Annotated in this window: 21 protein-coding genes; 12 read left to right on the plus strand and 9 right to left on the minus strand. The window is 66.5% G+C overall.

Annotated features, from left to right (window positions below):
- Positions 1-38: 38 nt before the first annotated feature.
- The 5 genes from C8J39_RS16865 (at position 39) to C8J39_RS16885 (ending at position 4,650) form a co-directional block, all read left to right on the plus strand.
- A complete protein-coding gene (locus tag C8J39_RS16865; protein ID WP_120301585.1) occupies positions 39-1,127 on the plus strand; it encodes an SAM-dependent methyltransferase in 1,089 nt (362 codons plus the stop codon).
- A complete protein-coding gene (locus tag C8J39_RS16870) occupies positions 1,124-1,636 on the plus strand; it encodes a GNAT family N-acetyltransferase (protein WP_120301504.1) in 513 nt (170 codons plus the stop codon). The genes C8J39_RS16865 and C8J39_RS16870 overlap by 4 nt, the downstream gene beginning before the upstream one ends.
- 171 nt (positions 1,637-1,807) lie before the next feature.
- Entirely contained in the window at positions 1,808-2,581 is a 774-nt protein-coding gene (gene pgeF / locus C8J39_RS16875; protein WP_120301505.1) for a peptidoglycan editing factor PgeF, read from the plus strand.
- 77 nt (positions 2,582-2,658) lie between these two features.
- Positions 2,659-4,005 (plus strand): cystathionine gamma-synthase family protein, encoded by a 1,347-nt coding sequence (locus tag C8J39_RS16880; protein WP_120301506.1) that lies wholly within the window; start codon positions 2,659-2,661, stop codon positions 4,003-4,005.
- 126 nt (positions 4,006-4,131) lie between these two features.
- Positions 4,132-4,650 (plus strand): phosphoribosyltransferase, encoded by a 519-nt coding sequence (locus C8J39_RS16885; RefSeq protein WP_120301507.1) that lies wholly within the window; start codon positions 4,132-4,134, stop codon positions 4,648-4,650.
- Between the two features lie 344 nt (positions 4,651-4,994).
- Here the strand turns inward: C8J39_RS16885 and C8J39_RS16890 are convergent, their stop codons facing one another.
- Positions 4,995-5,378, minus strand: a complete 384-nt coding sequence (locus C8J39_RS16890; RefSeq protein ID WP_120301508.1) for a glycine zipper 2TM domain-containing protein — start codon at positions 5,376-5,378, stop codon at positions 4,995-4,997.
- 156 nt (positions 5,379-5,534) lie between these two features.
- On the opposite strand from C8J39_RS16890, the gene C8J39_RS16895 reads away from it, so the two are divergent.
- Positions 5,535-6,560 carry an esterase-like activity of phytase family protein gene (locus tag C8J39_RS16895; protein WP_243650212.1) on the plus strand — a complete coding sequence of 342 codons (1,026 nt, stop codon included), beginning with the start codon at positions 5,535-5,537 and terminating at the stop codon, positions 6,558-6,560.
- A 71-nt stretch (positions 6,561-6,631) separates the two neighbouring features.
- Here the strand turns inward: C8J39_RS16895 and rpmB are convergent, their stop codons facing one another.
- On the minus strand, positions 6,632-6,931 hold the full coding sequence (rpmB, locus tag C8J39_RS16900) for a 50S ribosomal protein L28 (RefSeq protein WP_056053386.1): 300 nt from the start codon (positions 6,929-6,931) through the stop codon (positions 6,632-6,634).
- A 182-nt stretch (positions 6,932-7,113) separates the two neighbouring features.
- Between rpmB and C8J39_RS16905 the strand changes: the two genes are divergently transcribed.
- Both C8J39_RS16905 and C8J39_RS16910 read left to right on the plus strand, forming a co-directional pair.
- A complete protein-coding gene (locus C8J39_RS16905; RefSeq protein ID WP_056487387.1) occupies positions 7,114-7,332 on the plus strand; it encodes a hypothetical protein in 219 nt (72 codons plus the stop codon).
- 60 nt (positions 7,333-7,392) lie between these two features.
- Positions 7,393-7,821, plus strand: a complete 429-nt coding sequence (locus C8J39_RS16910) for a nucleoside deaminase (RefSeq protein WP_120301509.1) — start codon at positions 7,393-7,395, stop codon at positions 7,819-7,821.
- Positions 7,822-7,961: 140 nt separating this feature from the next.
- Here C8J39_RS16910 and pepN read toward each other — a convergent pair whose 3' ends face one another.
- On the minus strand, positions 7,962-10,550 hold the full coding sequence (gene pepN / locus C8J39_RS16915; protein WP_120301510.1) for an aminopeptidase N: 2,589 nt from the start codon (positions 10,548-10,550) through the stop codon (positions 7,962-7,964).
- 106 nt (positions 10,551-10,656) lie between these two features.
- Here pepN and C8J39_RS16920 point away from each other — a divergent pair, with 106 nt between their 5' ends.
- Both C8J39_RS16920 and C8J39_RS16925 read left to right on the plus strand, forming a co-directional pair.
- Positions 10,657-12,363: a M28 family metallopeptidase gene (locus C8J39_RS16920; protein WP_120301511.1), complete on the plus strand. Its 1,707-nt coding sequence runs from the start codon at positions 10,657-10,659 to the stop codon at positions 12,361-12,363.
- Entirely contained in the window at positions 12,360-13,196 is an 837-nt protein-coding gene (locus C8J39_RS16925; protein WP_120301512.1) for an NAD(P)-dependent oxidoreductase, read from the plus strand. The genes C8J39_RS16920 and C8J39_RS16925 overlap by 4 nt, the downstream gene beginning before the upstream one ends.
- Here C8J39_RS16925 and C8J39_RS16930 read toward each other — a convergent pair.
- From C8J39_RS16930 to C8J39_RS16940, 3 genes are all read right to left on the minus strand, one after another.
- Positions 13,109-14,032, minus strand: a complete 924-nt coding sequence (locus C8J39_RS16930; RefSeq protein ID WP_120301513.1) for a DMT family transporter — start codon at positions 14,030-14,032, stop codon at positions 13,109-13,111. The two genes, C8J39_RS16925 and C8J39_RS16930, sit on opposite strands and share 88 nt — an antisense overlap.
- Positions 14,029-15,030 (minus strand): low specificity L-threonine aldolase, encoded by a 1,002-nt coding sequence (locus C8J39_RS16935; RefSeq protein WP_120301514.1) that lies wholly within the window; start codon positions 15,028-15,030, stop codon positions 14,029-14,031. The genes C8J39_RS16930 and C8J39_RS16935 overlap by 4 nt, the downstream gene beginning before the upstream one ends.
- A 233-nt stretch (positions 15,031-15,263) precedes the next feature.
- On the minus strand, positions 15,264-17,417 hold the full coding sequence (locus tag C8J39_RS16940) for a transglycosylase domain-containing protein (protein WP_120301515.1): 2,154 nt from the start codon (positions 17,415-17,417) through the stop codon (positions 15,264-15,266).
- 202 nt (positions 17,418-17,619) lie between these two features.
- On the opposite strand from C8J39_RS16940, the gene C8J39_RS16945 reads away from it, so the two are divergent.
- On the plus strand, positions 17,620-18,243 hold the full coding sequence (locus C8J39_RS16945) for an NADPH-dependent FMN reductase (protein WP_107964203.1): 624 nt from the start codon (positions 17,620-17,622) through the stop codon (positions 18,241-18,243).
- Positions 18,244-18,386: 143 nt separating this feature from the next.
- On the opposite strand, the gene C8J39_RS16950 is transcribed toward C8J39_RS16945, so the two are convergent.
- Genes C8J39_RS16950 through C8J39_RS16960 form a run of 3 tightly spaced genes read right to left on the minus strand, consistent with a single transcriptional unit; the run spans position 18,387 to position 24,370 of the window.
- Entirely contained in the window at positions 18,387-19,931 is a 1,545-nt protein-coding gene (locus C8J39_RS16950; RefSeq protein ID WP_120301516.1) for an efflux transporter outer membrane subunit, read from the minus strand.
- Between the two features lie 5 nt (positions 19,932-19,936).
- Positions 19,937-23,146, minus strand: a complete 3,210-nt coding sequence (locus tag C8J39_RS16955; RefSeq protein WP_120301517.1) for an efflux RND transporter permease subunit — start codon at positions 23,144-23,146, stop codon at positions 19,937-19,939.
- Between the two features lie 6 nt (positions 23,147-23,152).
- Positions 23,153-24,370: an efflux RND transporter periplasmic adaptor subunit gene (locus C8J39_RS16960; RefSeq protein ID WP_120301587.1), complete on the minus strand. Its 1,218-nt coding sequence runs from the start codon at positions 24,368-24,370 to the stop codon at positions 23,153-23,155.
- Positions 24,371-24,583: 213 nt separating this feature from the next.
- Between C8J39_RS16960 and C8J39_RS16965 the strand changes: the two genes are divergently transcribed.
- Complete coding sequence (locus tag C8J39_RS16965; protein ID WP_243650215.1) at positions 24,584-25,075, plus strand: TetR family transcriptional regulator; 492 nt, start codon at positions 24,584-24,586, stop codon at positions 25,073-25,075.
- Positions 25,076-25,094: the final 19 nt, after the last annotated feature.

Raw genomic sequence — 25,094 nt, forward strand, 5'->3', positions numbered from 1 at the left:
TGCGGGAGGGGTTGGGGGAGGGCATGGCCGCAAATGTCATGGCCAACGATACTCCAGCCCCTCCCCTAACCCCTCCCGCAAGCGGAAGGGGAATAGACACCGCCCTCCCCGAACGCCTCGCCCGAGCGATTGCGCTCGCGGGTCCGATCCCCGTTGCGCAGTATATGGCGGCGGCGAACGCGCACTATTATGCGACGCGCGACCCGTTGGGGGCGGCGGGGGACTTCACCACCGCGCCCGAGATCAGCCAGATGTTCGGCGAGCTTGTCGGGCTGTGGTGTGCCGATCTTTGGGACCGCGCTGGTCGCCCCGAGGTGGCTTGGGCCGAACTCGGGCCGGGTCGCGGGACGCTGGCCGCCGATGCAGCGAGGGCGATGGCGAAGGCGGGACTCGAGCCGGCGGTGCATCTCGTCGAGACGAGCCCGGCACTCCGCGCGGCGCAGGCCGAGCGCGTGCCGGACGCGACGTGGCATGACTCGATCGAGACGCTGCCGACCGATCGCCCGCTGATCGTCGTCGCCAACGAATTCTTCGATGCGCTGCCGATCCGGCAGTTGGTGAAGCGCGAGCAGTGGCACGAGCGTCTCGTCGCTGCGCAGGACCTGCTGTTCCTGCCGATTGCCGGCAAGCCGCTGCCCGACGCGGTGATTCCGGAGCCGTTCCGGGATGCACCCGCGGGCTCGATCCTCGAGACGTCGCCCGCTGCCGTCACCATCGTTCGCGGCCTCGCCAAGCGGATTGCAACGCAGGGCGGCGCTCTGATCGCGATCGACTATGGGTATGAGGGGCCAGCGCTTGGCGACACGTTGCAGGCGGTGCGCGGGCATGCGTTCGCCAATCCGTTCGAGGCGCCCGGCGAGCATGACCTGACCGCGCATGTCGACTTCACCACGCTCGCCGCCGCGGCCCAGGCCGAAGGTGCGGTCGCGTGGGGGCCGGTGACGCAACGCGACCTGCTCGGCGGGCTCGGGATCGATTCGCGGACGTCCGCGCTCGCCAAGGCGTCGCCTGCGTGGGCGGAAGCACTGGCGGCGGATCGGAAGAGGTTGATGGACGATATGGGTACGCTCTTCAAAGCGTTTGCGATCACCGTGCCGACTTGGCCGACCCCGGCGGCGTTTGCATGATCGCCTATCGTGATGCCGTGCTCGCCGACGGTGCAGAACTCGCTGCGATGGCGAAGCGGTCGTTTACCGACACGTTCGGTACGCTGTATCGCCCTGAAGATCTTGCCGCCTTCCTCGACCAGACGTTTGGCGAGAAGGGGTTGCCGGCGCAACTCTCCGACCCTGCCTTCATCGTGCGCGTCGCGGTGGACGAATCGGGCGAGATCGTCGGATTTGCCAAGACCGGACCCGTGGCTTTCCCCGGCGACTGGCCGGCGACGGCGATCGAACTTCACCAGCTTTATGTGCGTGGCGATCAGCATGGCGCGGGCGTTGGCCCGGCGTTGATGGACTGGGCGATCGATGTCGCACGCGCCGAGGGACGGACGGAGATGATCCTTAGCGTCTATGTCGACAACCACCGAGCTCATCGGTTCTACCAGCGGTACGGGTTCGTCGAGATCGGGCGGTATGTGTTCATGGTTGGGGAGCAGCCTGACGATGACCGGATCATGCGGCTGGTGCTGTGATGATTGGTGCCCCCAGAGATATCGTAGCGAAAGGCCACCACCCCGGCGGAGGCCGGGGCCAAGTTGGAAAGGTCATGGTAATGGCGCGTTGCCCGTCATCAGCACCGTCCCCCCAACTGGGCCCCGGCCTTCGCCGGGGTGGGGGCTGTGTTTGATGTTGGGTGATCTGATATGACTATCGAAGCGATCCGCGCGAAGGCGCTTGGCGACATCCCACATGGCTTTCTCGGCCGTCGTGGTGGTGTCTCGACCGGTGCATATGCGAGCCTCAACGTTGGTATCGGTTCCGACGACGACCCCGCCGCCATCGCAGAGAACCGCCGTCGTGCGAGCGAAGCCGTCCTGCCCAGTGCGAAACTCGTCGGTCTCTACCAGGTCCATTCCGCCGACGCGGTCACCGTGATCGAGCCGTTCGACGACGCGATCCGTCCGCATGCCGATGCGCTGGTCACCAACCGTCCCGGCCTCGCGCTCGGCATCCTCACCGCGGACTGCGCACCCGTCTTGTTCGCCGACGCGCACGCCGGCGTCGTTGCGGCAGCCCATGCCGGCTGGAAGGGCGCGCTCGGCGGCGTCACCGACTCCACGATCCTCGCGATGGAGGCGATCGGTGCGCACCGCGACCGGATCGTCGCCGCGGTAGGGCCGTGCATCGCGCGCGCCAGCTATGAGGTCGACGACGGCTTCATCCGCCGGTTCTGCGAGGCGGATCCGGAGAACGAGCGCTTCTTCGCGGACGGCCGCGCCGTCGAGAACAGGGGCGATCATTACCAGTTCGACCTGGAGGCCTATGTCGTCAGCCGGCTCGCGGTCGCCGGGATCGGCCGGATCGAGGCGCTCGGGCTCGACACGTACACCGATGACGATCGCTTTTTCAGCTATCGGCGCGCGACCCATCGCGGCGAGCCCTCCTATGGGCGTCAGATCAGCATCATCGGCCTGTAACGGCTCCCAAAGCCCTCGCCGGTCGTTTAGGCTCCGCACATCGGCTCGCATAAGACGGGCCACGCAGGAGCATATTGATGTCCGATACCCCCGAAAACGCCGGCGCCGTACCCGCTGAGACAGAAGCGGACCTGACCGGCGTAGCGGCGCGCGTCGCGCCGAAGCCCGAGGTCGAGAAGATCGGCGGGCGGAAACTGAAGCCGTCGACCTTGATGATGGGGCACGGTTACGATCCCGCACTGTCGGAAGGCTCGCTGAAGCCGCCGATCTTCCTCACCTCGACCTTCGTGTTCCCCAATGCGGCGGCGGGCAAGCGTCACTTCGAAGGCGTTACGGGCAAGCGTCCGGGCGGGGCCGAGGGGCTCGTCTATTCGCGCTTCAACGGGCCGAACCAGGAGATCCTCGAGGATCGCCTTGGCGTGTGGGAAGAGGCGGAAGACGCGCTCGCTTTCTCGTCGGGCATGTCGGCAATCGCGACTCTGTTTCTCGCGATGGTCAAGCCGGGCGACACGATCGTCCATTCGGGACCGTTGTATGCGGCGACCGAGACGCTGATCGGGCGCGTGCTCGGCAAGTTCGGGGTCAAGTGGCTCGACTTCCCGGCGGGTGCGACGCGCGAGGAAATCGACGCGGTGATGACCGAGGCGGCGACCGGCAACGTCGCGCTGATCTATCTGGAAAGCCCGGCGAACCCGACCAATGCGCTGGTCGACGTCGAGGCGGTCGCGGCCAGCCGGGACGCGATCTTCAAGGGCGAGAAGCCGCCGATCGCGATCGACAACACCTTCCTCGGGCCGCTGTGGTTCCAGCCGCTCAAGCATGGCGCGGATATCGTCGTCTACTCGCTGACCAAGTATGTCGGCGGGCATTCGGATCTCGTCGCGGGCGGCGTGCTGGGGTCGAAGGAGCACATCAACACGATCCGCACGATGCGGAACACGATCGGGACGATCACCGATCCGAACACCGCGTGGATGTTGCTGCGATCGCTGGAGACTCTCGAACTGCGGATGAGCCGTGCGGGCGAGAATGCGGCGAAGGTCTGCGGTTTTCTCCGTCACCATCCGAAGGTGGAGCGGGTCGCGTATCTGGGCTTCCTCGAGGACGAGCCGGGTATGGAGCGGCAGGCGGATATCTATCGTCGCCATTGCACTGGTGGGGGCTCGACCTTCTCGCTGTACCTGAAGGGTGGCGAGCGCGAGAGCTTCGCGTTCCTCGATGCGTTGAAGATCGCCAAGCTGGCTGTGTCGCTGGGCGGGACCGAGACGCTGGCTAGCCATCCGGCTGGCATGACGCATCTGTCGGTGCCGGATGCGCGGAAGCAGGCGCTGGGGATCACGGACAACCTCGTCCGGATCTCGATTGGGGTGGAGGATCCGGATGATCTGATCGCCGATTTCGAGCAGGCGCTGGAGACGATCTGACGTTAAAACTTGTTCTCCCGCGAAGGCGGGAGTCCAGGGTCACGAGCGCTGCGCACGTAACCCTGGGCTCCTGCTTTGGCAGGAGAACGGCTGGTTCTCCCAACCGCGAGGCGGTAACATCCGTCGATGCCGATCTTTACCCCTATCCCGCAGCACGAGTTCGTCGCGGCCGTACACATCCTCGCAGCCAAACTGGTCGAGGATACCGCGTGGAAACCCGATTACATCATCGGCATCGGCCGCGGTGGACTCGTGCCCGCGGTATTCCTTAGCCACGCGATCGGACTGCCGACGCTGTCGGTCGATTATTCGAGCCAGGTGAAGGACTTTGCCGACGAGCCGCTGGTGAAACTTGCCGCGCGGACTCGAGGGGGCGAGCGGCTGCTGTTTGTCGACGACATCAATGATTCGGGGCGGACGATCACGCATCTGCGGCGCGCGCTGGCGGCGGCGGGTGCTGTCGAGGGCGCGGTGCGGTTTGCGATGTTGATCGATAACGTCAGTTCTGCGGAGCGGATCGAGTATTGTGCGCGGACGATCGACCGGGCTGTGACGAAGGACTGGTTCGTGTTTCCGTGGGAAGCGGTGGCGCCTGATGCGGCGATTGCCGAGGACGCCGCGGAAGTGCCGGAGCGGACCGCGTGATCCATTCACAACCGTCATCCTGACGAAAGTCAGGACCCAGGGTAACTGACCACTGCCGGTAGTGGCTCTGGATCCTGACTTTCGTCAGGATGACGGGGGTGGCGTATGGGGCCTTCGGTGCGTGCCGTTGCCGGATTGGGGACGAACAAAGGGCCGGCTCCCGTACGGGAAGCCGGCCCCCGCCCTCGATACGCTACGCGAGGGAACTGGGAAACTGGTTGGGTGGCTCGAACGGGCGCGACGTCGGCGAAGCCGTCGTCGGTCGGGTCAGGCGATGCCTGCCCGCCGTCCGTGCCGGCGGTTGCTCGACCGCTTTCGCGGCGAGCACCGGCCCGTTGCCGGGCTTACCGCCGGCAATACCCTGGGTTATCCGACTTATCGATCGCGTTGCCGGCCAGGCCACCACCAGCCGCGCCCAGGACTGCGCCGAGCGTCCGGTCACCACGACCGGCGATGGTGTGACCGAGCAGGCCGCCGGCGAGGGCGCCGATGATCGTGCCGCCGGTGTTGTCGCAGCCGCGACGGCTGCGGGCGTTGTAGCGGCGGTCGTTGCCGCGATACTCGCGGTAGCCACGGTCGTAGCCATTGTCGCGGTAGCCGCCACCCTGATAACCATCGTAGCCACGCTCGTAGCGCGAGCCCCAGCGCTGCGCATCGGCGGCGGCGGGAACGAGGGCGGTCGCACCCAATGCGAGGGCACTGGCGGCGAGAGTAAAAGTCTTGAACATCGTGCGTCTCCCGTTGGGGATTTCGGCGGCGGCGGGGGCCGTGCTTCCATCCTCGATGAGACGCTTATGAGTGATTCGCATTGAGCCGAGCCTGAATGCCTCCGTTATCCGCTGTTCATGCTTCCGTGGATCGCCGGACCCCCTATGAGGGACGCGATGCGGCGCCTGATCACTGTCCTGTTCGTCGCCGTGAGCGTCTGTGCGATCGTGCCGACTTGGTCGGGCGAAGCGCGGCTCGATCTGCTCGGCAAGCGCGCGCAATTGACCGCGACGCGCGTGATGCTCGATCGCACCAACCCGCGGCATGTGCGCGTCGGTGGGCTTACCTATCTGGGCGGGGTGGCACTCGACAGTCGCGATCCGGCGTTCGGGGGATTCTCGTCGCTTGACGTCGCCCCAGCCCCGACCGGCAATCGGTTCACGCTACTGAGCGACGGCGGCAATATCGTCCAGTTCGACATGGGCACCGACTGGCTCCCGCACCGGGTCGCGTTCGAGAATCTGCCCGCGGGGCCCGGCATCGGTTGGGAGAAACGCGACCGCGACAGCGAATCGATGGCGATCGATCCGGTCACGGGAAAGATCTGGGTCGGCTTCGAGGATAGCAATTCGATCTGGCGCTATGCCGCGGGGGTCGCGCGGTACGAGGCGCGGGTTGTGCCCGAGGCGATGCGGAAATGGCCTAGCAATGGCGGCCCCGAATCGATGGCACGGCTGCCCGATGGTCGATTCGTCGTCATCAGCGAGGAGGCGCATGTCCGTCGGTCGGACTGGGCTGGATCGGAGGCGGCGCGGTTGCACACGCGACAGGCGCTGATCTTCGCGGGCGATCCGACCGGAGCAGGGGGGCCGGAGCGATTCGCGTACGAACCTTTCGGGCGATACGATCCGTCGGACGTCACCGCGTTGCCGAATGGCGACCTGCTGATGCTCGATCGTGGTTTTCGGCTGCCATTCACGTTCTCGGCGCGGATATCACGGGTCGCGGCGCGCGACGTGGCGGCGGGGCGAATCGCACGCGGCCGCCTGATCGCGACGATCGATGCGCCGCTGATCCACGATAATTTCGAGGGAATCGATACGACTGTCGAGGACGGGAAGACGATCGTGTGGATCGTGTCGGACGACAACCAGATGTTTCTCCAGCGCACGCTGCTGCTGAAGTTCAGGCTGGATCGCTGACTCCACAAACGCCGACGGCCCGCCCTGCTAGGTGCAGGGCGGGCCGCGGTGATCGCACTACGACGTCGCTATTAGGCGGCGACGGCCGATGCTGCGATCTTCTTGACGACTTCGCGCTTCAGGCGACGAACGCGGAGCGACAGCTTGTCGTCCGAGACCTTCACCAGCCAGTTGTCGAGGCCACCGTTGTGCTCGACGGTACGCAGGCCGTGCGTCGAAACGCGCAGCTTGACGCCCTTCTCGAGCGAATCGGAGAGCAGCGTGACGTTCTGCAGGTTCGGGAGGAACGTGCGCTTGGTCTTGTTGTTGGCGTGGGAGACGTTGTTCCCGACCATCCGGCCCTTGCCGGTCAGTTCGCAGATGCGCGACATGTGATTACCTATTCAAGTGTCGGGAGGAACCCCGGAAAGGCGCGCGGATAGCTGGCACGCCGGCTTTCGTCAACCGATTCACGTAAAACGCGGCTACGGTTGTCCGCAATGAGCATTGTGCAACCCACAGCGATCGACGACGTTGTTACGCTATCGAACTGTTCAATAAAAGGGGATGTCCCATGCGTACGCTCTTGTCTCTCGTCGCGATCGTCGTGCTCGTCGTGGTCGGCCTGATGTATTTCGGGATCATCAACATCGACCAGACCCGCCAGGGCGTCGTCCAGGCCCCGAAGTTCCAGGCCGACGTCGCCAAGGTCACGCTCGGCACCGAGAACAAGACGGTGGCGGTGCCGACGATCAACGTCGAGAAGCCGGGCAACAGCCAGGCGCCGAACTGATCTTTACGGGACGTGGGCGGCGGGGCAGGGCCTGAGGCCATGTTCCCCGTTCCCGACCCTATGCGCCGCGCGCTCGACGCGGCACGCGATGCGGCGCTGGCTGGGGAAGTCCCGGTCGGCGCCGTTGTCGTTAAGGACGGCGTGATTATCGCAACGGCGGCGAATGCGCCGCGGGCGTTGTGCGATCCGACTGCGCATGCCGAGATCCAGGCGATTCGCGCTGCTGCTTTGGTTCTGGGCAGCGACCGGCTCGAGGGATGCGATCTCTGGGTGACGCTGGAGCCGTGTGCGATGTGTGCCGGGGCAATCGCGCATGCCCGGATCGCGCGGCTCTATTATGGGGCGGCGGATGCGAAGGGCGGGGCGGTCGAGCATGGACCTCGGTTTTTCGGGCAGCCGACGTGTCATCATCGGCCTGAGATTTATGCGGGGATTGCGGAGACCGAGGCTGCGATGATCCTGCGGGAGTTTTTTGCGAGCCGACGGTAGGGCAGCCGCACGAGACGCCATCACGCGTGCTTCCGTCATGCCGGGCTTGTTCCGGCATCCACGGTTCCGCAAATTCGAGAGAATTGAGTTTGCGGGACCGTGGACCCCGGAACAAGTCCGGGGTGACGAGGTGGGTTTGGCTAGCCTTCCAGACTCTTCGACGCCTGTTCGAACAGGTCCTTCGACAGCCCCGGCGTCCGCACGATCCGTTCTAGTTCCGCCCGCATCAACCCGGCGCGCGCCGAATCGAACCGGCGCCAGCGACCCAGCGGCGGGAGGAGTTTCGCCGCGGTCTGTGGGTTCAACCGGTCGAGCGCGATCAGCTGGTCCGCGAGGAACCGATAGCCACTCCCATCAGCGTTATTGAACGCCCGCTGGTTCGCGCCGAACGCGCCGATCAGCGAGCGGGCGCGGTTGGGGTTGGTCAGTGTGAAGTCGGCATGCTCGGCCAGCCCCGCCACGATCGCACCGGTATCGTCGCGCGACGACTGCGCTTGCGCCTGGAACCACTTGTCGAGCACCAGCGGGTTGTCGCAATATTGGCTGTAGAAGATGTCGAGCGCGGTGGTGCGGATCTCGGACGCGCTGCTGACCAGCGTCGTCAGCGCACCCATCCGGTCGGTCATGTTGTCCGCCGAATCGAACTGCGCGAACGCGAAGTCCGCCGCATCCGCCGCGCCGCTCGCGGCTATATAGCCAAGCGCGACCGATCGCAGGCGACGCAAGCCCTTGCCCTCCGGGGTGTAGGCGTAGGGCTGACCCTCGCCCCGCGCATACGCCTGCCGCCATTGCGCCTCCAGCCGCGTGCCGAGATCGCGGCGCAGCGCTTCGCGCGCACGGAAGATCGCGTCGGGGTCGACGACGGCCATCTGGTCGCCGATGAAGCTTTCCGACGGCAGCAACACCGCCTCCGCGACGAACGCCAGATCGAGATCGGTATTGGCGAGCGTGTTCGCGACCGCGGCGATGACGCCCTCGTGATCTGCATGCCCGCCCGCCGAGGCGACCAGCGTATCGAGCATCAGCTGCTGCATCGCCTCGTAGCGCGCGAAGGGATCGTCATCGTGCGCGCTCAGGAAGGCTAGGTCGGCGGCGGTGCGGTCACTCTCGACCACCACGGGGGCCGAGAAGCCGCGGTTGATCGACAACACCGGGCGTTCGGCGAGGCCTTCGAATTCGATCGTGTCGAGCGTATCGTCGAACAGGACAAGCCGCTCGTCGGTCAGCGCGACGCCCGTTTCGGCACCGAACAGCTTCACACGCAGCGGCAGCACCATCGGCGACTTCACCGGCTGGCCGGGCGTCGCGGGTACCTGCTGCGCGAGCCGCAGCGTCGCGCGGTCTCCGTCATGTGAGAGGCTCGCCGAGACGCGCGGCGTGCCCGCCTGCGAATACCAGAGGCGGAACTGGGAGAGGTCGACGTTGCCGCCTTCCTCCATCGACGTGACGAAATCCTCGCAGGTCGCGGCGGTGCCGTCGTAGCGGTCGAAATACAGATCGGTGCCGGCGCGGAAGCCCTTCGGTCCGAGGATCGCGGCCATCATCCGGATCAGCTCGGCGCCCTTGTTGTAGATGGTGGCAGTGTAGAAGTTGGCGATCTCCTGGTAGGATTCCGGGCGCACAGGATGCGCGAGCGGGCCGGAATCCTCGGGGAATTGCGACGCACGCAGGCCGCGGACGTCCTCGATCCGCTTGACCGCGCGCGAACCCTGGTCGGCGGAGAAGCCCTGGTCGCGATAGACCGTGAAGCCTTCCTTCAGCGACAGCTGGAACCAGTCGCGGCAGGTGATCCGGTTGCCCGACCAATTGTGGAAATATTCGTGCGCGACGACCGCAGCGATCGCGTCGTAATCGTAGTCGGTCGCGGTATCAGGGTCGGCCAGGATGTAGCGCGAGTTGAAGATGTTGAGGCCCTTGTTCTCCATCGCGCCGAAGTTGAAATCGTCGACCGCGACGATGTTGAACACGTCGAGATCGTACTCGCGGCCATAGGTCGTCTCGTCCCACGCCATCGCGAGTTCGAGTGCCTTGAGTGCGTGGTCGGTCTTGGGGAGGTCGGCCTCGCGCACCCAGATGCCGAGCGACACTTCGCGGCCCGACATCGTCGTGAAGCTGCTGCGGTTTACCGCGAGGTCACCGGCGACCAGTGCGAACAGGTACGACGGCTTGGGGAACGGATCGTGCCACGTCGCCCAGTGGCGGCCGTCGTCGAGGTCGCCCTGCCCGACCGGATCGCCGTTCGCGAGCAGCACGGGGAAGTGCTTCCTGTCCGCGGTCATCCGGACAGAATAGACGCTGAGCACGTCGGGGCGGTCGGGGAAATAGGTGATGCGCCGGAAGCCTTCCGCCTCGCACTGGGTGCAGAGATTGCCGCCCGAGGCATATAGCCCCATCAGCTGCGTGTTGCGATCGGGGGCGATCTCGACCTGCGTTTCGACGACATGCGCGGCGCCGGCGAGCGGAATGACGAGCTGTTCGCCGTCGATCCGCCAGCCGTTGATCGTCACGCCGTCGACCGTGACCGAGAGCGGCTTCTGCCCGGCGCCGTCGAGCCGCAGCGGTGCGGCGTGATCGCCGTTGCGCGTGACCGACAATGTTGCCGTTACGCGGGTGGTGGAGGGATCGAGGTCGAAATCCAGTTTCGTCTCGGGGACCAGCCACTCGGGCGGGGTATAGTCCTCGCGGCGAATGACGAGCGGGTGGGCGAGACTGTTCTGGATATCGAGCATATGTTTGCGAATATAGGGCCGCGCCCGCCTATCGCCAGCCAAAGCTTGCGCGGGTGACGGTGGATGCTACGCCGCTGCAACACGTTCCCTTTGCAAGGATTTCCGGATGTATCGTCCTATCGGCGCGCTCGCGGTGCTCGCGCTTTCTACCTCTGCCCTTGCTCAGACTGCGCCCCAAGCTGCCCCCGCGTCGGCTCCGGTGACCGCCCCGAATACGGCCGAGTTGAACGCGAAGCTCGCCGCACCGCTGCCGGCGGATCAGGCGGCGATGAAGGCGCATGTGCTGTTTCTCGCGTCGGATGCGATGAAGGGGCGCGAGGCTGGCAGCCCCGAGTTCGACATCGCCGCGCAATATGTCGCCGCGCAATTCTATGCCGCGGGTCTGCGGCCGGGTGGCGACCAGGGCGGGTATCTCCAGACCGTGCCGCTCGTGTCGTACAAGGCGGCGAGCAAGGGCGATTTCGTCTGGACGGGTCGCGGGGCTGCGCAGCCGCTCGTGTTCGGTGAGGATTACGTGCCCGCCGCGAACGGTGCGAAGGCGGAGACCAGCGTGTCGGCGCCCGTCGTGTTCGTCGGTTACGGGATCGACGCGCCGCAATATGGCCAGGACGATTACAAGGGCGTCGACGTGCGCGGCAAGATCGTCGCGTATTTCGGCGGCTCGCCCGCGCGGTTCGGTGGCGAGGAGCGCGCGTTCTTCGGGTCGGGCGGGACCAAGGCTGCGATCGCGCAGGCCAAGGGCGCAGTCGGCGTGATCACGCTGGAAAGCCCGCGCTCGGCAAAGGTGCGGACGTTCGGCAAGATGGCGGAGTTTTACGCGACGCCGCGGATGACGTGGGCGAACCCGGACGGCACCGGCAAGGTCGATGCCCCCGGCGCGCCGTCGCTCGGGACGGTCAGCATGGTTGGCGCGGCCAAGCTGTTCGCCGGTGCGAAGACGCCGTGGAGCCGGATCGTGAGGCAGGCGGACCGCGACAACGCGAAGTTCAAGGCCGTGCCGCTGGTCGGCACGCTGACCGTCGCGACCAAGACGAGCTTCGTGCCTGCCGCGAGCAGCAACGTCGTCGGTGTAATTCCCGGCAGCGATCCGGTGGTCGGCAAGGAGGTTGTCGTGCTGTCGGCGCATCTCGATCACATCGGCATCGCCAAGCCGGTGAAGGGCGACGCGCTCAATAACGGCGCGCTCGACAACGCGATCGGCATCGCCAGCCTGATCGAGGAGGCCAAGCGCTTCACCGCCAGCGGGCGTGCACCGAAGCGGACGATCATGTTCCTGGCTGTCACCGGCGAGGAGAAGGGCTTGGTCGGCAGCGATTACTTCACCAACCACCCGACCGTGCCGCTGACCTCGATCGTCGCGGATGTGAACCTCGACATGCCGATCCTGACCTACAAGTTCGAGGACATGGTGGTGTTCGGTGCCGAGCGTTCGACGATCGGTCCGATCGTCCAGAAGGCGGTGGCGGCGATCGGCGTCGGCCTGTCGCCCGATCCGATGCCGGAGGAGGGCATCTTCGTCCGCTCGGATCATTTCCGCTTCGTCCAGAAGGGGATCCCGTCGGTATTCCTGTGGCCGGGTCAGAAGGGGCCGGGCAAGGCCGCGGTCGCGTATTTCATGGCGAACAATTACCACAAGCCGTCGGACGACCTGACGCAGCCGATCCTGTGGGATCAGGGCGTGCGGTTCGTCGATGCGAACTACCGGATCGCGCGCGAGATCGCCGATGGCGCGCAGCGGCCGGTGTGGAATGCCGGCGATTATTTCGGGACTTTGTATAAGGGGCCGATGGCCGGCGCGGCGGTGGCGCCATGAGCCGGCTACTGGTCTTCGGTCTCGGCTACACCGCGTCGCGGCTTGCCGAGCGGCTGGCGGCGGATGGTTGGCATGTCGTAGGCACGACGCGGGATGGGCGGGGTGGTACGCTCCGGTTCGACGATACCGACGCGGTGACGGCGGAGATCGCGGCGGCGACGCATATCCTGTCGTCGGTGCCGCCCGAGCATGAGGCGGACCCCGTGCTTGGGCGCTACGGTTCGCTGTTGCTGCGGACGCGGGCGTGGATCGGCTATCTGTCGTCGACGGGCGTGTACGGCGATGCGCAGGGTGCGTGGGTTGACGAGACGGCGCCGATCGGTGGTGGTCGTCGGAGCGCGCGGGCGGCGGCGGATGCGGAATGGCTGGCGATTGGTGCGCGGACGTTCCGGTTGCCGGGGATCTATGGTCCGGGGCGCTCGCCGCTCGCCCGGGTGCGGCAGGGCAAGGCGCACCGGATCGAGCAACCCGGCCAGGTGTTCAGTCGCGCGCATGTCGACGATATCGTCTCGGGCGTGATCGCCGGGTTCGATGCGCCGGCGGGGGCGTATAACCTCGCGGACGACGTGCCCGCGTCGCAGAACGACGTCGTGGCGTTCGCGGCGATGTTGCTCGGGATGCCCGCGCCGCCGTTCGTGACGCTCGAGGAGCTCTCGGCGATGGGGCGCGGCTTTTATAACGAGAACCGGCGAGTGGCGAACGGCAAGGCCAAGCGGGTGCTCGGCTGGACGCCCGCTTGGCCGGATTACCGTGCCGGTCTGCGTGCGCTGAGTGCGATGACGAGGCCGATGCCGGACAATATTGCCCCAGCGACGGCCAGCGTCGACCAGTGATAGCGCTCGAAGATCGTCGATAGCAGCATCGCGATCACCGGCACGATCACGCCCGAATAGGCAGCCTTGGCCGGGCCGATCGCGCGGATGACGTTGAAATACAGCGGAAAGGCGAGCGCGGACGCGAACACGCCGAGATAGAGGATGCCCGCGACATAGCCGAAGCGCGGCTCGAAGACCGGCGGTCCGGTGGTGATCCAGGCGAACGCCGCATCGAGGCACGCGCCGATCAGCATCGCCATCGCGAGCGTCGGCGCCATCGGATAGCGTTTGGCGAACGCGCTGCCTTGGATGACGTTGGCGACCGACGCGGCCATCACGCCGCACAGCGTCAGGACGATGCCGATCGTTGCCGAGCGCGGGCCGTGCGGATCGACGCGCGCTTCGTTGACGAACAGCAGCGCGACCCCCGCCATCGCCACCGCACACCCGAGCATCAGCTGCCGTCCGAGGCGCTGCTTGAGGAAGATGCGGCCAAAGATCGCGTTGGGGACGAGGAGGAGTGCGAACACGACCGCGACGAGGCCGGAGGTGACGTAATGCTCGGCGCGGTAGACGAAGTTGAAGTTGAACGTGAACAGCGCGATGCCGATCACGGCCGCGAACGCGTAGCCGCGCGCGTCGAATCGGAAGCTCTCGCGCTTGATCCCCGCGTAGATCGCCATCGCGATGCCGGCGACGAGGAAGCGGTAGCTGATCGACCAGCTGGGCGGCACCACCGCGATCTGGTCGCGGATGACGAGCCAGGTCGAACCCCAGATCAGCGTGACGATGCCGAACGGGATCAGCACGGCCGCGCGAGTCGACTGGGGAGGATCGGTCGGGCCGGGAGTCATAACTCCCGGATCGCGTCGGCGAGGAGGGCGACCGCGTCCGCCGGGCTGTCCCAGGCGGTGACGAGCCGGATTTCGCCGGCGGCCCAGTCGTAGAAGTCGAAGCCTTTCGCGCGAAGGGCTGCGGCTTCTTCGGGGGTGGCGCGGAGGAAGACTTCGTTTGCCTCGACCGGGTGGACGAGGCGGTTGCCTGCGGCGGTAGCGAGCTTGGCGGCGGCGTCGTTCGCAGCCCTGGCGTTGGCGAGCCAGAGGTCGTCGTCGAGCATCGCAAGAATCTGCGCGGCGAGATACCGGCCCTTCGACAGCAGCAGCCCGGCGCGTTTGCGGCGGTATTGCGTGACCGCGGCGAGGTCGGGCTTGAAGAAGATCAGAGCTTCCGCGCTCATCGCGCCGTTCTTGACGAAGCCGAAGCTCAGCGCGTCGACGCCCGCGCGCCACGTCATGTCGGCGGGCGAGCAGCCGACCCGCGCCATCGCGTTGGCGAACCGCGCGCCGTCCATGTGGAAGCCGAGCCCGCGCTCCTTCGCGAGCGCGCCGATCTCCGCGACCTGGTGTGGTTGGTAGACGCGGCCATATTCGGTGGCGTTGGTGATCGAGATCGCGTGCGGCTGAACGCGGTGGACGTCGTCGGGGATCGCGTCGAGGACGGTGCGGATCGTATCGGGGGTGAGCTTCGCGCCCTCGCCGTCGGCGAGGAACAGCTTGGCGCCATGGGTGTAGAATTCGGGCGCGCCGCCCTCGTCGTTCTGGATGTGCGCGTCGCGGTGGCAGACGATGCCGCCGTGCGGGGGGCAGAGGGCGGCGAGCGCGAGGCAGTTGGCGGCGGTGCCGGTGGGGACCCAGAGGACTGCGACGTCGGTTTCGAACAGTTCCGACAGGCGGCCGTCGAGCTGCTGGCTCCACGCGTCGCCGGCATAGGCGGTGTCGAGCGTGTCGGCGGCGGCGATCGCGGCCATGACCTGCGGGTGGATCTTGGCGGCGTTGTCGGAGAAGAAGCGCATGGGGGAGACATGCTGCGATGCGGTGTTGGCGTCAACGGGGGTGCACTTGCTCGGGTGCAGATCCCCGCTTCTAGTCTTCCACCCCGGCGAAGGCCGGGGCCCAAGTGGGGGCGGTAGGTAACGACGGGCTGCGCATCGTTACTGCAACCTTTCCAATTGGGCCCCGGCCTTCGCCGGGGTGGTGCCCAATAGCCGGGGTGGTGCTGAGCGGGCGGGTGCAGCCGATCCGCGAACTATTGCCCTTCGTCAGGCCCCTGTTCTTCCTCCGGCGGCCGGCGATCGTCGCGGGGGGGCGGGCCTTCCTGGCGGTCGCGGCGGGAGGGGCCGACGGAGATGGTGCCGTCCTCGCCCATCTTCAGGTTGAAGCCCATCCCCTCGATCTCCCCGCCTAGCGGCAGGATCGAGTTGTCCTGCTCGTCCGCCGGCAGTGCGTCCGGATCGACTTCCTCGACCGCCGGAGGAGGCGCCGCGATCGGTGCGATCCCCAGCGCGCTCTGCATGAAGTCACGCCAGATCCGTGCGGGAATACCGCCGCCCGACAGGCCGGGGTTCGACGAATTGTCGTCGTTGCCGACCCACACGCCGACTACCAGATCGCGCGCGAAGCCGACGAACAGCGCGTCCTTGTTGTCCGACGTCGTGCCGGTCTTGCCGAACGCGTCGACCGTGAGGTTTGCGCCGCGGCCGGTGCCGGTGCGGATCGAGGCCGCCAACAGATCGAGCATCTCGTCGTGGATATTGCTCGGCATCTCGGTCGCGCCGCCGGTCAGCGACTGGTACCAGCCCTTCTCGCGGACGTCGGCGAGGCCGCGCGGCTGGACCGGATATTGCTCGCGCGCGATCGCGGCATAGGCGGCGGTGAGTTCGAGCAGCGACACGGTCGAGGTGCCGAGGCCGATGGTGGCCTCGCTCGGGATTGGCGTCGAGATGCCGAGGTCGCGCGCCGCCTTGATCACCGCCTTCACGCCGACCTGTTGCGTGAGTCGTGCGGCGGCGACGTTGGACGAGCGCGCGAACGCCTGGCGGAGCGTGATCGTCCCCTGATAGCGGCCGTCGCTGTTCTTCGGCGTCCAGTCGCCGATCGTCACCGGGCGGTCCTCGATCGTCGAATCGGGGGTCAGGCCCTGGCGCATCGCGGCGAGGTAGACGAACAGCTTGAAGGTCGAGCCGGGCTGGCGGCGGGCCTGCGTCGCGCGGTTGAACGGGCTTTTCGCGTAGTTCTTGCCGCCGATCATCGCGACGACGCGGCCATCGGGGCGCATCGCGACCAGCGCGACTTGTGCCTGCCGCAGACCCGCGCGCGCTACGGTGCGTTCGGCGGCGCGTTGGAGGCGCGGATCGAGCGTCGTTTGGACGGTCGCCTCGGTCTTGATCTCGCCGGCTTGGTCGCGCGCTTCGGGGAGGATCCAGTCGGCGAAATAGGTGCCGTTGGGGAGCTGCGACGGGCGGCTGCCGAGGACGCGCTGCGGCTGGACCGCGTCGCCTTCCGCCTTGGTCAGGAAACCGGCATCGACCATCGCGCCGACGACGACGGCCTCACGTTTGCGCGCACCTTCGAGGTTGGAGGTGGGGGCGAGGCGGGACGGCGCCTTCACCAGTCCGGCGAGCATCGCCGCCTGGCCGACGTTGAGCTTGTCGGGGGTGCGGCCGAAATAATGCTTGGCGGCCGCGCTGATCCCGTAGGTGTTGTCGCCGAAATAGACGTTGGAGAGATAGCGCGAGAGGATCTCGTTCTTCGACAGCCATGCCTCGAGCCAGAAGGCGATCATCGCCTCGCGAATCTTTCGCGTCGCGGTGCGGTCCGAATCGAGGAACGCGTTCTTCGCGAGCTGCTGCGTGATGGTCGAGCCGCCCTGGCGGACGCCGCCCGAGCCCATGTTCGCCCAGGCCGCACGCGCGATGCCGCGGGGATCGACGCCCCAGTGCGAATAGAAGCGCCGGTCCTCGATCGCGAGAAACGCCTGCGTGACGTGCGGCGGAAGCTTGGCTGCATCGACCGACTTGCCGATGATCGCGCCGCGTCGTGCGATCGGCGTGCCGTCGTCCGCGGTGAGCGTAATCGAGGGCGGGGTCGGCGGCTGGAGCGACTTCGACAGCGGTGCGGTGATCGCCAGCCAGATGATCGCGATCACCAGCAGGACGATGCCGATCCCCGCCCCGCGCAGGATCCACCGACCGATCGGACGCTTGCGTCGTGGCGCGCTGGGGGTGGCGTAGGCCGCGCCGAAGTCGCGATCATAGGGTTCCGGGTCCGTGCCGTCCCGCTCGGCTTCGTATTTCTGGCGCAGGCGTTCGCGTTCGGTGATCAGCCGCTCGCGCTCATAGGCGTAGGGCTCGCGGTCGCCGCTGGAGCTGGAACGGTTGGGGTCGAAGGGATCGGGGCGCATCGGTCGTTCCAGCGGGTCGGCCAGGCGGCGGACTTCAGGTGTATTATCGTTCTATGACAGCTCGAGCAAGTCTGTGCTTACGCCGTCCGTTCCTGCGCATGCTTAACGTGTACAGGGGCTTAGCGACAGCGGCACGACGTTCGCCGGACGAGAACCGACCGAAGCTGTTGTCATCGCGCGACGAAACGGGAAAGAGCATCGCATGACGTTCGAACAGGATAAAACAGTGGCTGCTTCCGACACTCTTCCCGCCGTCCTGCCGCTGGTCGTCGGCATCGGCGGCACGATCGGCGGCGTCTCGTCGACCGAGCGTGCGCTGCGGATCGCGCTCGATGCGGTCGAGAAGCAGGGCTATCGCACGCAGATGTTCGGCGGGGCCGACATGGCGCGGCTGCCGCTCTACGATCCGAAGGCGACGACCCGGACGCCCGACGAACAGGCGTTCGTGGCGGCGGTGCGCGAGGCGTCGGCGGTGATTATTGCCAGCCCCGGCTATCACGGGAGCATTTCGGGCGTGGTGAAGAACGCGCTCGACCTGCTGGAGGAAACCGCGCGCGATCCCGAGCGGCCTTATCTGGCGGACATGCCGGTCGGGTTGATCGCCACAGCTTACGGCTGGCAGGCGACGGGGAGCACGATCGCGGCGTTGCGCTCGATCGTCCACGCGTTGCGCGGGTGGCCGACGCCGTTTGCCGCCGCGATCAATACGCAGGTGACGAAGTTCGACGACGAGGGCGGGGCGAGCGATCCTGCAGTGCTGGAGCAGTTGCGGCTGGTCGGGCGGCAGGTGGCACGGTTCGCGCCGTTGTCCGAGCCGGCGAACTAGAACCTTCTCGCCCCTCCCTGAAAGGGAGGGGTTCGGGGTGGGTCGGTTTCGATCTGTCCCGACGTCGCAACACAAGCGGGCCTACCCACCCCCAGCCCCTCCCTTCCAGGGAGGGGGGCAGTTCATGTCGTTGGAAGCGGGCCTTACTTCAGGCCACCACCTAACGAGCGGTAGAGTTCGACCGCGTTGCTGTCGCGGACGAGGCGCGTGGCGAGCAAGCTCTGCTGGGCCGTGTAGAGCGCGCGCTGCGAATCGAGCGTGTTGAGGAACGGGTCGATCCCGGCGCGGAAGCGGAGCTGCGACAGATTATACGCGCCCGCCGCGTTGTCGCGCAGCGACGTCTGAGCCTCCAGCTGGCTGTTGATCGTGCCACGACGCGCCAACGCGTCGGCAACCTCGCGGAAGCCGGTCTGGATGCTCCGTTCATACGTCGCCAGCATCGCGTCGCGCGTTGCCTTGGCGTATTGCAGATTGCCCTTGTTGCGGCCGAAATCGAAGATCGGCTGCGTGATCGACGGGGCGACCGACCATTGCTGGCTGCCGCTGCCGAACAGGTTCGACAGGCCGAGGCTGAGCGTGCCAAACGCCGCGGTGAGCGAGATGTTCGGGAAGAACGCCGCGCGCGCCGCACCGATATTGGCGTTGGCGGCGATCAAATTGTGCTCTGCCGCAGCGACGTCCGGACGGCGCAACAGCACCTCCGACGACAGGTTGGCGGGCAGATTCTCCAGCGTCGGCGTTTTGTCCGGCATCCGCGCGGGGAGCAGGTCCTGCGTCACGGTCGTCCCGGCGAGCAGGTTGAGCGCGTTCTGGTCTTGCGCGATCAGCGTGGTCGCGTCGGCAATGTCCGAGCGCGCCTGATCATAGGTGGTGCGCGCCTGACGCACTTCGAGTTCGGAGGCGATGCCGATCCGGAAGCGATCCTGCGTGAGCTTCAACGTCTGGCCGAATGCGCGCTCGGTATCCTGCGCGATCTTGAGACGGTCCTGGTCCGCGGCCATCGTCAGCCACGCGGTCGCGGTCTCCGAGATGAGCGACACTTGGGCGGCGTTGCGGTTCTCTTCCGCGGCGAAATACGCTTCCTGCTGTGCCTGAGTCAGGTTGCGGATGCGGCCGAAGAGGTCGATTTCCCAAGCCGAGATACCGACATTGGCCGAATAGATGTCGGCGCGTCCGCTGCCCGTGACGGCAGTGCCCGCACCGCCGGTACCACCACCGGTGCCGCCACCCGTTCCGGTGCCGCCGCCGACGCCACCAGTGCCGCCGCCCGTGCCGCCGCCGACACCGCCTACGCCGCCTACGCCGCCGCCAACCGCACCGAACGGCGACTTCTGGTAGGTCGCGCTGCCGGTTGCGCCGATCGTCGGGAACAGGTCCGCACGCTGGACGCGGTATTGCGCGCGAGCCTGTGCGACGTTGGCGACCGCGATGCGGACGTCGCGGTTATTGTCGAGCGCGAGGCGAATTACGCCGCGCAGGCGGTCGTCCGTGAAGAACGCCTCCCACGCGGTGTCCGCCGGCACGATCGCGTTCGCGGCGTTGCCGGCTGAATAGGCTGGCCCGGTCGGTCCGCTCGGCGCCACGGGAAGCTCCGGACGGACGTATTTGGGGGCGAGGTTGCACCCGGCGAGTGTGAGCCCGGCGGCGAACGTGAGCGCGGTGCGGCTGGAGATCTTGGTCGAGAACATCTGGATCAGGCCTCCTGCGGCCGCTGGTCGTGGGGCGGATGGCCGCCGTCACGGTTATCGTCACGGTTGCCGTCGTGGTCGGGCACCTGGTCGCGGTCCTGCCCCGAGCCGGCCTTGTCCTGCTTGAAGACGCGCTTCACGAGCAGGAAGAACAGCGGCACGAAGAAGATCGCGAGGACGGTCGCGGACAGCATGCCGCCGACCACCGCCCAGCCGATCGCGTTCTGGCCGCCGGCGCCGGCACCGCTCGACAATGCGAGCGGCAACACGCCGAAGATGAACGCGAACGACGTCATCAGGATCGGGCGAAGGCGAAGCTTGGCCGCCTCGACCGCGGCATCGGCCGCGTTCATCCCGTCGCCCATCTTCTCCTCGGCGAACTCCACGATCAGGATCGCGTTCTTCGCCGCCACACCGATCGTCGTGATCAGCCCGACCTGGAGATAGATGTCGTTGTTCAGCCCGAAGATCATCGCCGCGCCGACCGCGCCGAGGACGCCGAGTGGCACCACCAGCAGGACGGCGATCGGGATCGACCAGCTCTCGTACAACGCCGCGAGGCAGAGGAACACGATCAGCAGCGACAGCGCATAGACCGTGGTCGACTGGCCGCCCGAGAGGTTTTCCTCGTAGCTGAGGCCGGTCCACTCATAGCCGATGCCGGGTGGCAGCTTGGCCGCCATCTCCTCCATCGCCTTGATCGCGGTGCCGCTGCTGACGCCCGGCGCCGGCGAACCCATGATCTCGAACGAGGCTACGCCGTTGTACCGTTCGAGTCGTGATGGCCCGTAGTTCCAGCTTGTCGTCGAGAAGGACGAGAACGGTGCCATCGCGTTGCTGGTCGTGCCGCGGACGTAGAAGTTGCCGAGATCGGCGGGCGTCGTGCGGAACGGTGCGTCGGCCTGCACGAACACCTTCTTCACGCGACCGCGGTCGATGAAGTCGTTGATGTACGCGCCACCGAACGCAGTGCTGACGGTGGTGTTGATGTCCTGCTGGCTGAGGCCGAGCGCCCCCGCCTGCGCCTGATCGACGTTCAGTTTCAGCTGTGGCGCATCCTCCAGGCCGTTCGGGCGGACCTGCATCAGACGCTTGTCCTGGCTGGCCATGCCGAGCAGCATGTTGCGCGCCTCGAGCAGTTTCTCGTGACCGACGCCGGCATTGTCCTTCAGCATGAAGTCGAAGCCGTTGGCGTTGCCGAGTTCCTGTACGGCGGGCGGCACGAAGCCGATCACCATGCCGGCACGGATCCCCGCGAGCGCCTGGTTGGCACGCGCGGCAACCGCAGCGACGCCGTTCTCTGCGCCGCTACGATCTTCCCAAGGCTTCAGCTGGATGAAGGCGATACCGACATTCTGGCCCTGGCCGACGAAGCCGAAGCCGCTGATCGTGAAGATGCCCGCGGTGTTGGCCTTCTCGTCGATCATGAAGTGATCGCGGACCTTGTCCATCGTCCTTGCGGTCTCCTCCATGGGCGTACCCGACGGCATCGAGACCTGCGCGAACATCACGCCCTGATCTTCCTCGGGGAGGAAGCCCGACGGCAGGCGGACGAAGATGAAAGCCATCGCGACGACGATCACGGCATAGACCAGCATCGTGCGGACCCAGCCCTTCTCGACGCGGCGCAGGCCGTTGCCATATTTGCCGACGCCCTTGTCGAAGGTGCGGTTGAACCAGCCGAAGAAGCCCTTCTTCTCGCCGTGACCTTCCTTGGCGGGCTTCAGGATCGTCGCGCAGAGCGCGGGCGTCAGGATCAACGCTACCAGCACCGACAGCGCCATCGACGACACGATGGTGATCGAGAACTGGCGGAAGATCACGCCGGTCGAGCCGCTGAAGAACGCCATCGGCAGGAACACCGCCGACAGCACGAGGCCGATGCCGACCAGCGCGCCGCTGATCTCGTCCATCGACTTCTTGGCGGCCTCCTTGGGGGAGAGCCCTTCTTCCTGGATGAGGCGCTCGACGTTCTCGACGACGACGATCGCGTCATCGACGAGCAGGCCGATCGCGAGCACCATGCCGAACAAGGTCAGCGTGTTGATCGTGAACCCCGCGACCTGGAGCACGGCGAGCGAGCCGAGCAACACGACCGGGACCGCGATCGTCGGGATCAGCGTGGCGCGGAAGTTCTGGAGGAACAGGAACATCACGAGGAAGACGAGGACGATCGCCTCGATCAGCGTGTGGATGACCTGCTCGACCGACAGCCGCACGAACGTCGAGTTGTCGATCGGGAACGCGACCTTGACGTCGGGCGGGAACTGCTTGGCGATCCGGTTCACCTCGGCCTTGACCAGCTTGACGGTATCGAGCGCGTTCGCACCCGGTGCCAGCTTCACGCCGAAGCCTGCCGCCTGCTTGCCGTTATAGCGCGCCTGGAAGCTGTAGTTCTCCGAGCCCATCTCGACGCGGGCGACGTCCGACAGGCGCACGGTCGCGCCGCTGGTCGCCGAGCGGACGATGATTGCGCGGAACTGTTCCGGCGTCTGGAGGCGCGACTGTGCGGTCACGGTGGCGTTGAGCGACTGGCCCTTCACCGCGGGCAGACTGCCCACTTGCCCCGCCGAGACCTGTGCGTTCTGCGCGGTCAGTGCGGAGGTGATGTCGGTGACGGTGACGCCGAGGTTCGACATCTTGAAGGGGTCGACCCAGATCCGCATCGAATATTGCGCGCCGAACACCTGCGTGTCGCCGACGCCCTTGATGCGGCTGAGCGGATCCTGGAGCTTCGAGGCGATCATGTCGCCGAGATCGACCTGGTCGTGGTCGCCGTTTTCCGAATAGGCGGCGATGATGAGCAGGAAGTTGGCGGTCGCCTTGGTCACACGAAGGCCGGCCTGCTGCACTTCCTGCGGCAGGAGCGGCGTCGCCTGTTGCAGCTTGTTCTGCACCTGGACCTGCGCGATGTCGGGATCGGTGCCCTGCTCGAAGGTGAGCGTGATCGCGAGGTTGCCCGAGCCGTCCGAGGTCGAGGCGAAATAGCGAAGGTTGTCGATCCCCTTCATCTGCTGCTCGATGATCTGCGTCGTCGTGTTCTCGAGCGTCTGTGCGTCGGCGCCCGGATAGGACGTCGCGACCGTCACCTTGGGGGCGGCGATCTCAGGGAACTGGGCGATCGGCAGCGACCGGATCGCGAGGATACCGGCCAGCATCAGGATGATGGCGATGACCCACGCGAAGATGGGTCGATCGATGAAATAGCGTGACATGGGCGGTTACTTCCCGGCCTGCGCGGAACTGTTGCTGGTCGCACCGGAAGCGTCGCCGCCTCCAGGTGCAGCGCCGGGCCCGCCAGCGGGCTTGGCGACCTGCTGCGGAGCCGCTGGCTTGACGGTCGAACCTGGGCGCAGGTTGAGCAGGCCCTCGACGATCAGCTTGTCGCCGGGCTTCAGGCCGCTGGTGACGATCCACTTGTCGCCGATCACGCGGTCGGTGGTGACATTACGCTGCTCGACCTTGTTCTGCGCGTTGACGACCAGAGCGGTCGCGCCGCCGCGCGGATCGCGCGTGATGCCGGCGGTCGGCGCCATGATCGCCTGGCGACGCGTGCCCTCGACGAGCTTCGCACGCACGTACATGCCGGGCAGCAACAGGCCGTTGGGGTTCGGGAAGCTCGCGCGCAGCGTCACCGCGCCGGTGGTCTGGTCGACCGTGACTTCGGAGAATTGCAGGCGACCCTCGATCGGATAAGTGCTGCCGTTCGGGAGGATCAGTTGGACGCGCGCGCTGCCGTCGCCGCGAGTCACGCCGCCGCTCGCCATCGCCTGCTTGAGATCGAGCAGCTGCGCCGCCGACTGGACGACGTCGACATACACGGTGTTGGTGCGCTGGATCGTCGCGAGCGGATCGGTCTGGCCGGTCTGGACCAGCGCGCCGACGGTCACGAGCGACCGGCCGATGCGACCGGAGATCGGTGCCTTGATCCGCGTGAAGCCCAGGTTGACGCGCGCCGACTGGACCGCTGCCTGCTGCGCTGCAACATTGGCGCGAGCCTGTTGTGCGGAGGCATTTGCGTTGTCCGCTTCCTGCTTGCTGACTGCGTTCAGCTGCACGAGCTGGCCGTAGCGCTGCGCCTGGAGGCGGGTCGCGTTGATCTGCGACTGGGCCGCGCCGAGCTGGCCCTGCGCGCTGGCGAGCGCCGCGCGATAGGGGGCGTCCTCGATCGCGTAGAGGACCTGCCCCTTGCTGACCATCGCACCCTCGGTGAACAGGCGATCGCGGACCACGCCGCTGACCTGCGGACGGACCTCCGAGGTCTCTACCGCGGCGATACGGCCGGGAAGTTCGGAGGTGAGGACGACCGCTTCCTCGCCGACCGTGACGACGCCGACGGTCGGTGTGGGCGGAGGCGGCGGAGCCTGCTCCTTGCCGCAAGCCGACAGCAGGGCGAGCGCGAAGAGCGCCACCGATCCCTTGAGGTTCAATTGCTGCATGTTAAGCATCCCGACGTCCGTGCAGATTAGGTTCACCGGAATGAACGTTCATTCCGCTTGCTTGCCCGCTAGGATTGTGCGAGCGGCCGGTCAACCTAAAAACGCGTCGGGAACATGGTTTTGAGTGCAGTGCAGCATGAAATGGGAAGTCGGGAGCGTATCGTCTCGTCGGCCCGTCATCTGTTTGCGACACAAGGGTTTCATCAAACCCCGATGTCCGAACTGGCCGTGGCGGCGGGCGTTTCCGTCGGCCAGATCTATCGCCTGTTCACCGGCAAGAACGCGGTGATCCAGGCGATCGTGATGGAGGATGCAGCGGCCAAGATGGGCGAGCTGCAGACGATGAACGACTCGGTCAAATCGGAACGGTTCTCGATCGAGGAAGGGTTCGTCGAACTGGCGCGGCGTGCCTTGTCGAAGGGTGACGAGGCACTGTCGTTCGAGATCATGGCGGAGGCGCATCGCAATGCGGACGTCGCCGACACGATCGCCGACCTGTGCCGCGATTTTCGCCGGATGATCCGCGAACTCGCCTGCGTCGCCAATCCGGACTTGCAGGAGAACGAACTGGAAGGCGCGGAGGAACTGATCCTCGCGTTCATGTTCGGGCTGGGCCACCGTACCCTGTCGCGGCCGCGGTTGTCGGAGGATGAGACGGCGCGGTTGACCGGGCGGATGATCCTGGCGGCCGTGCGCGCGCTCTAAAATCCTCCCCCGCTAGGGG

Source organism: Sphingomonas sp. PP-CC-1A-547, from assembly GCF_003610375.1.
In the GTDB taxonomy this organism is placed as follows: Bacteria; Pseudomonadota; Alphaproteobacteria; order Sphingomonadales; family Sphingomonadaceae; genus Sphingomonas.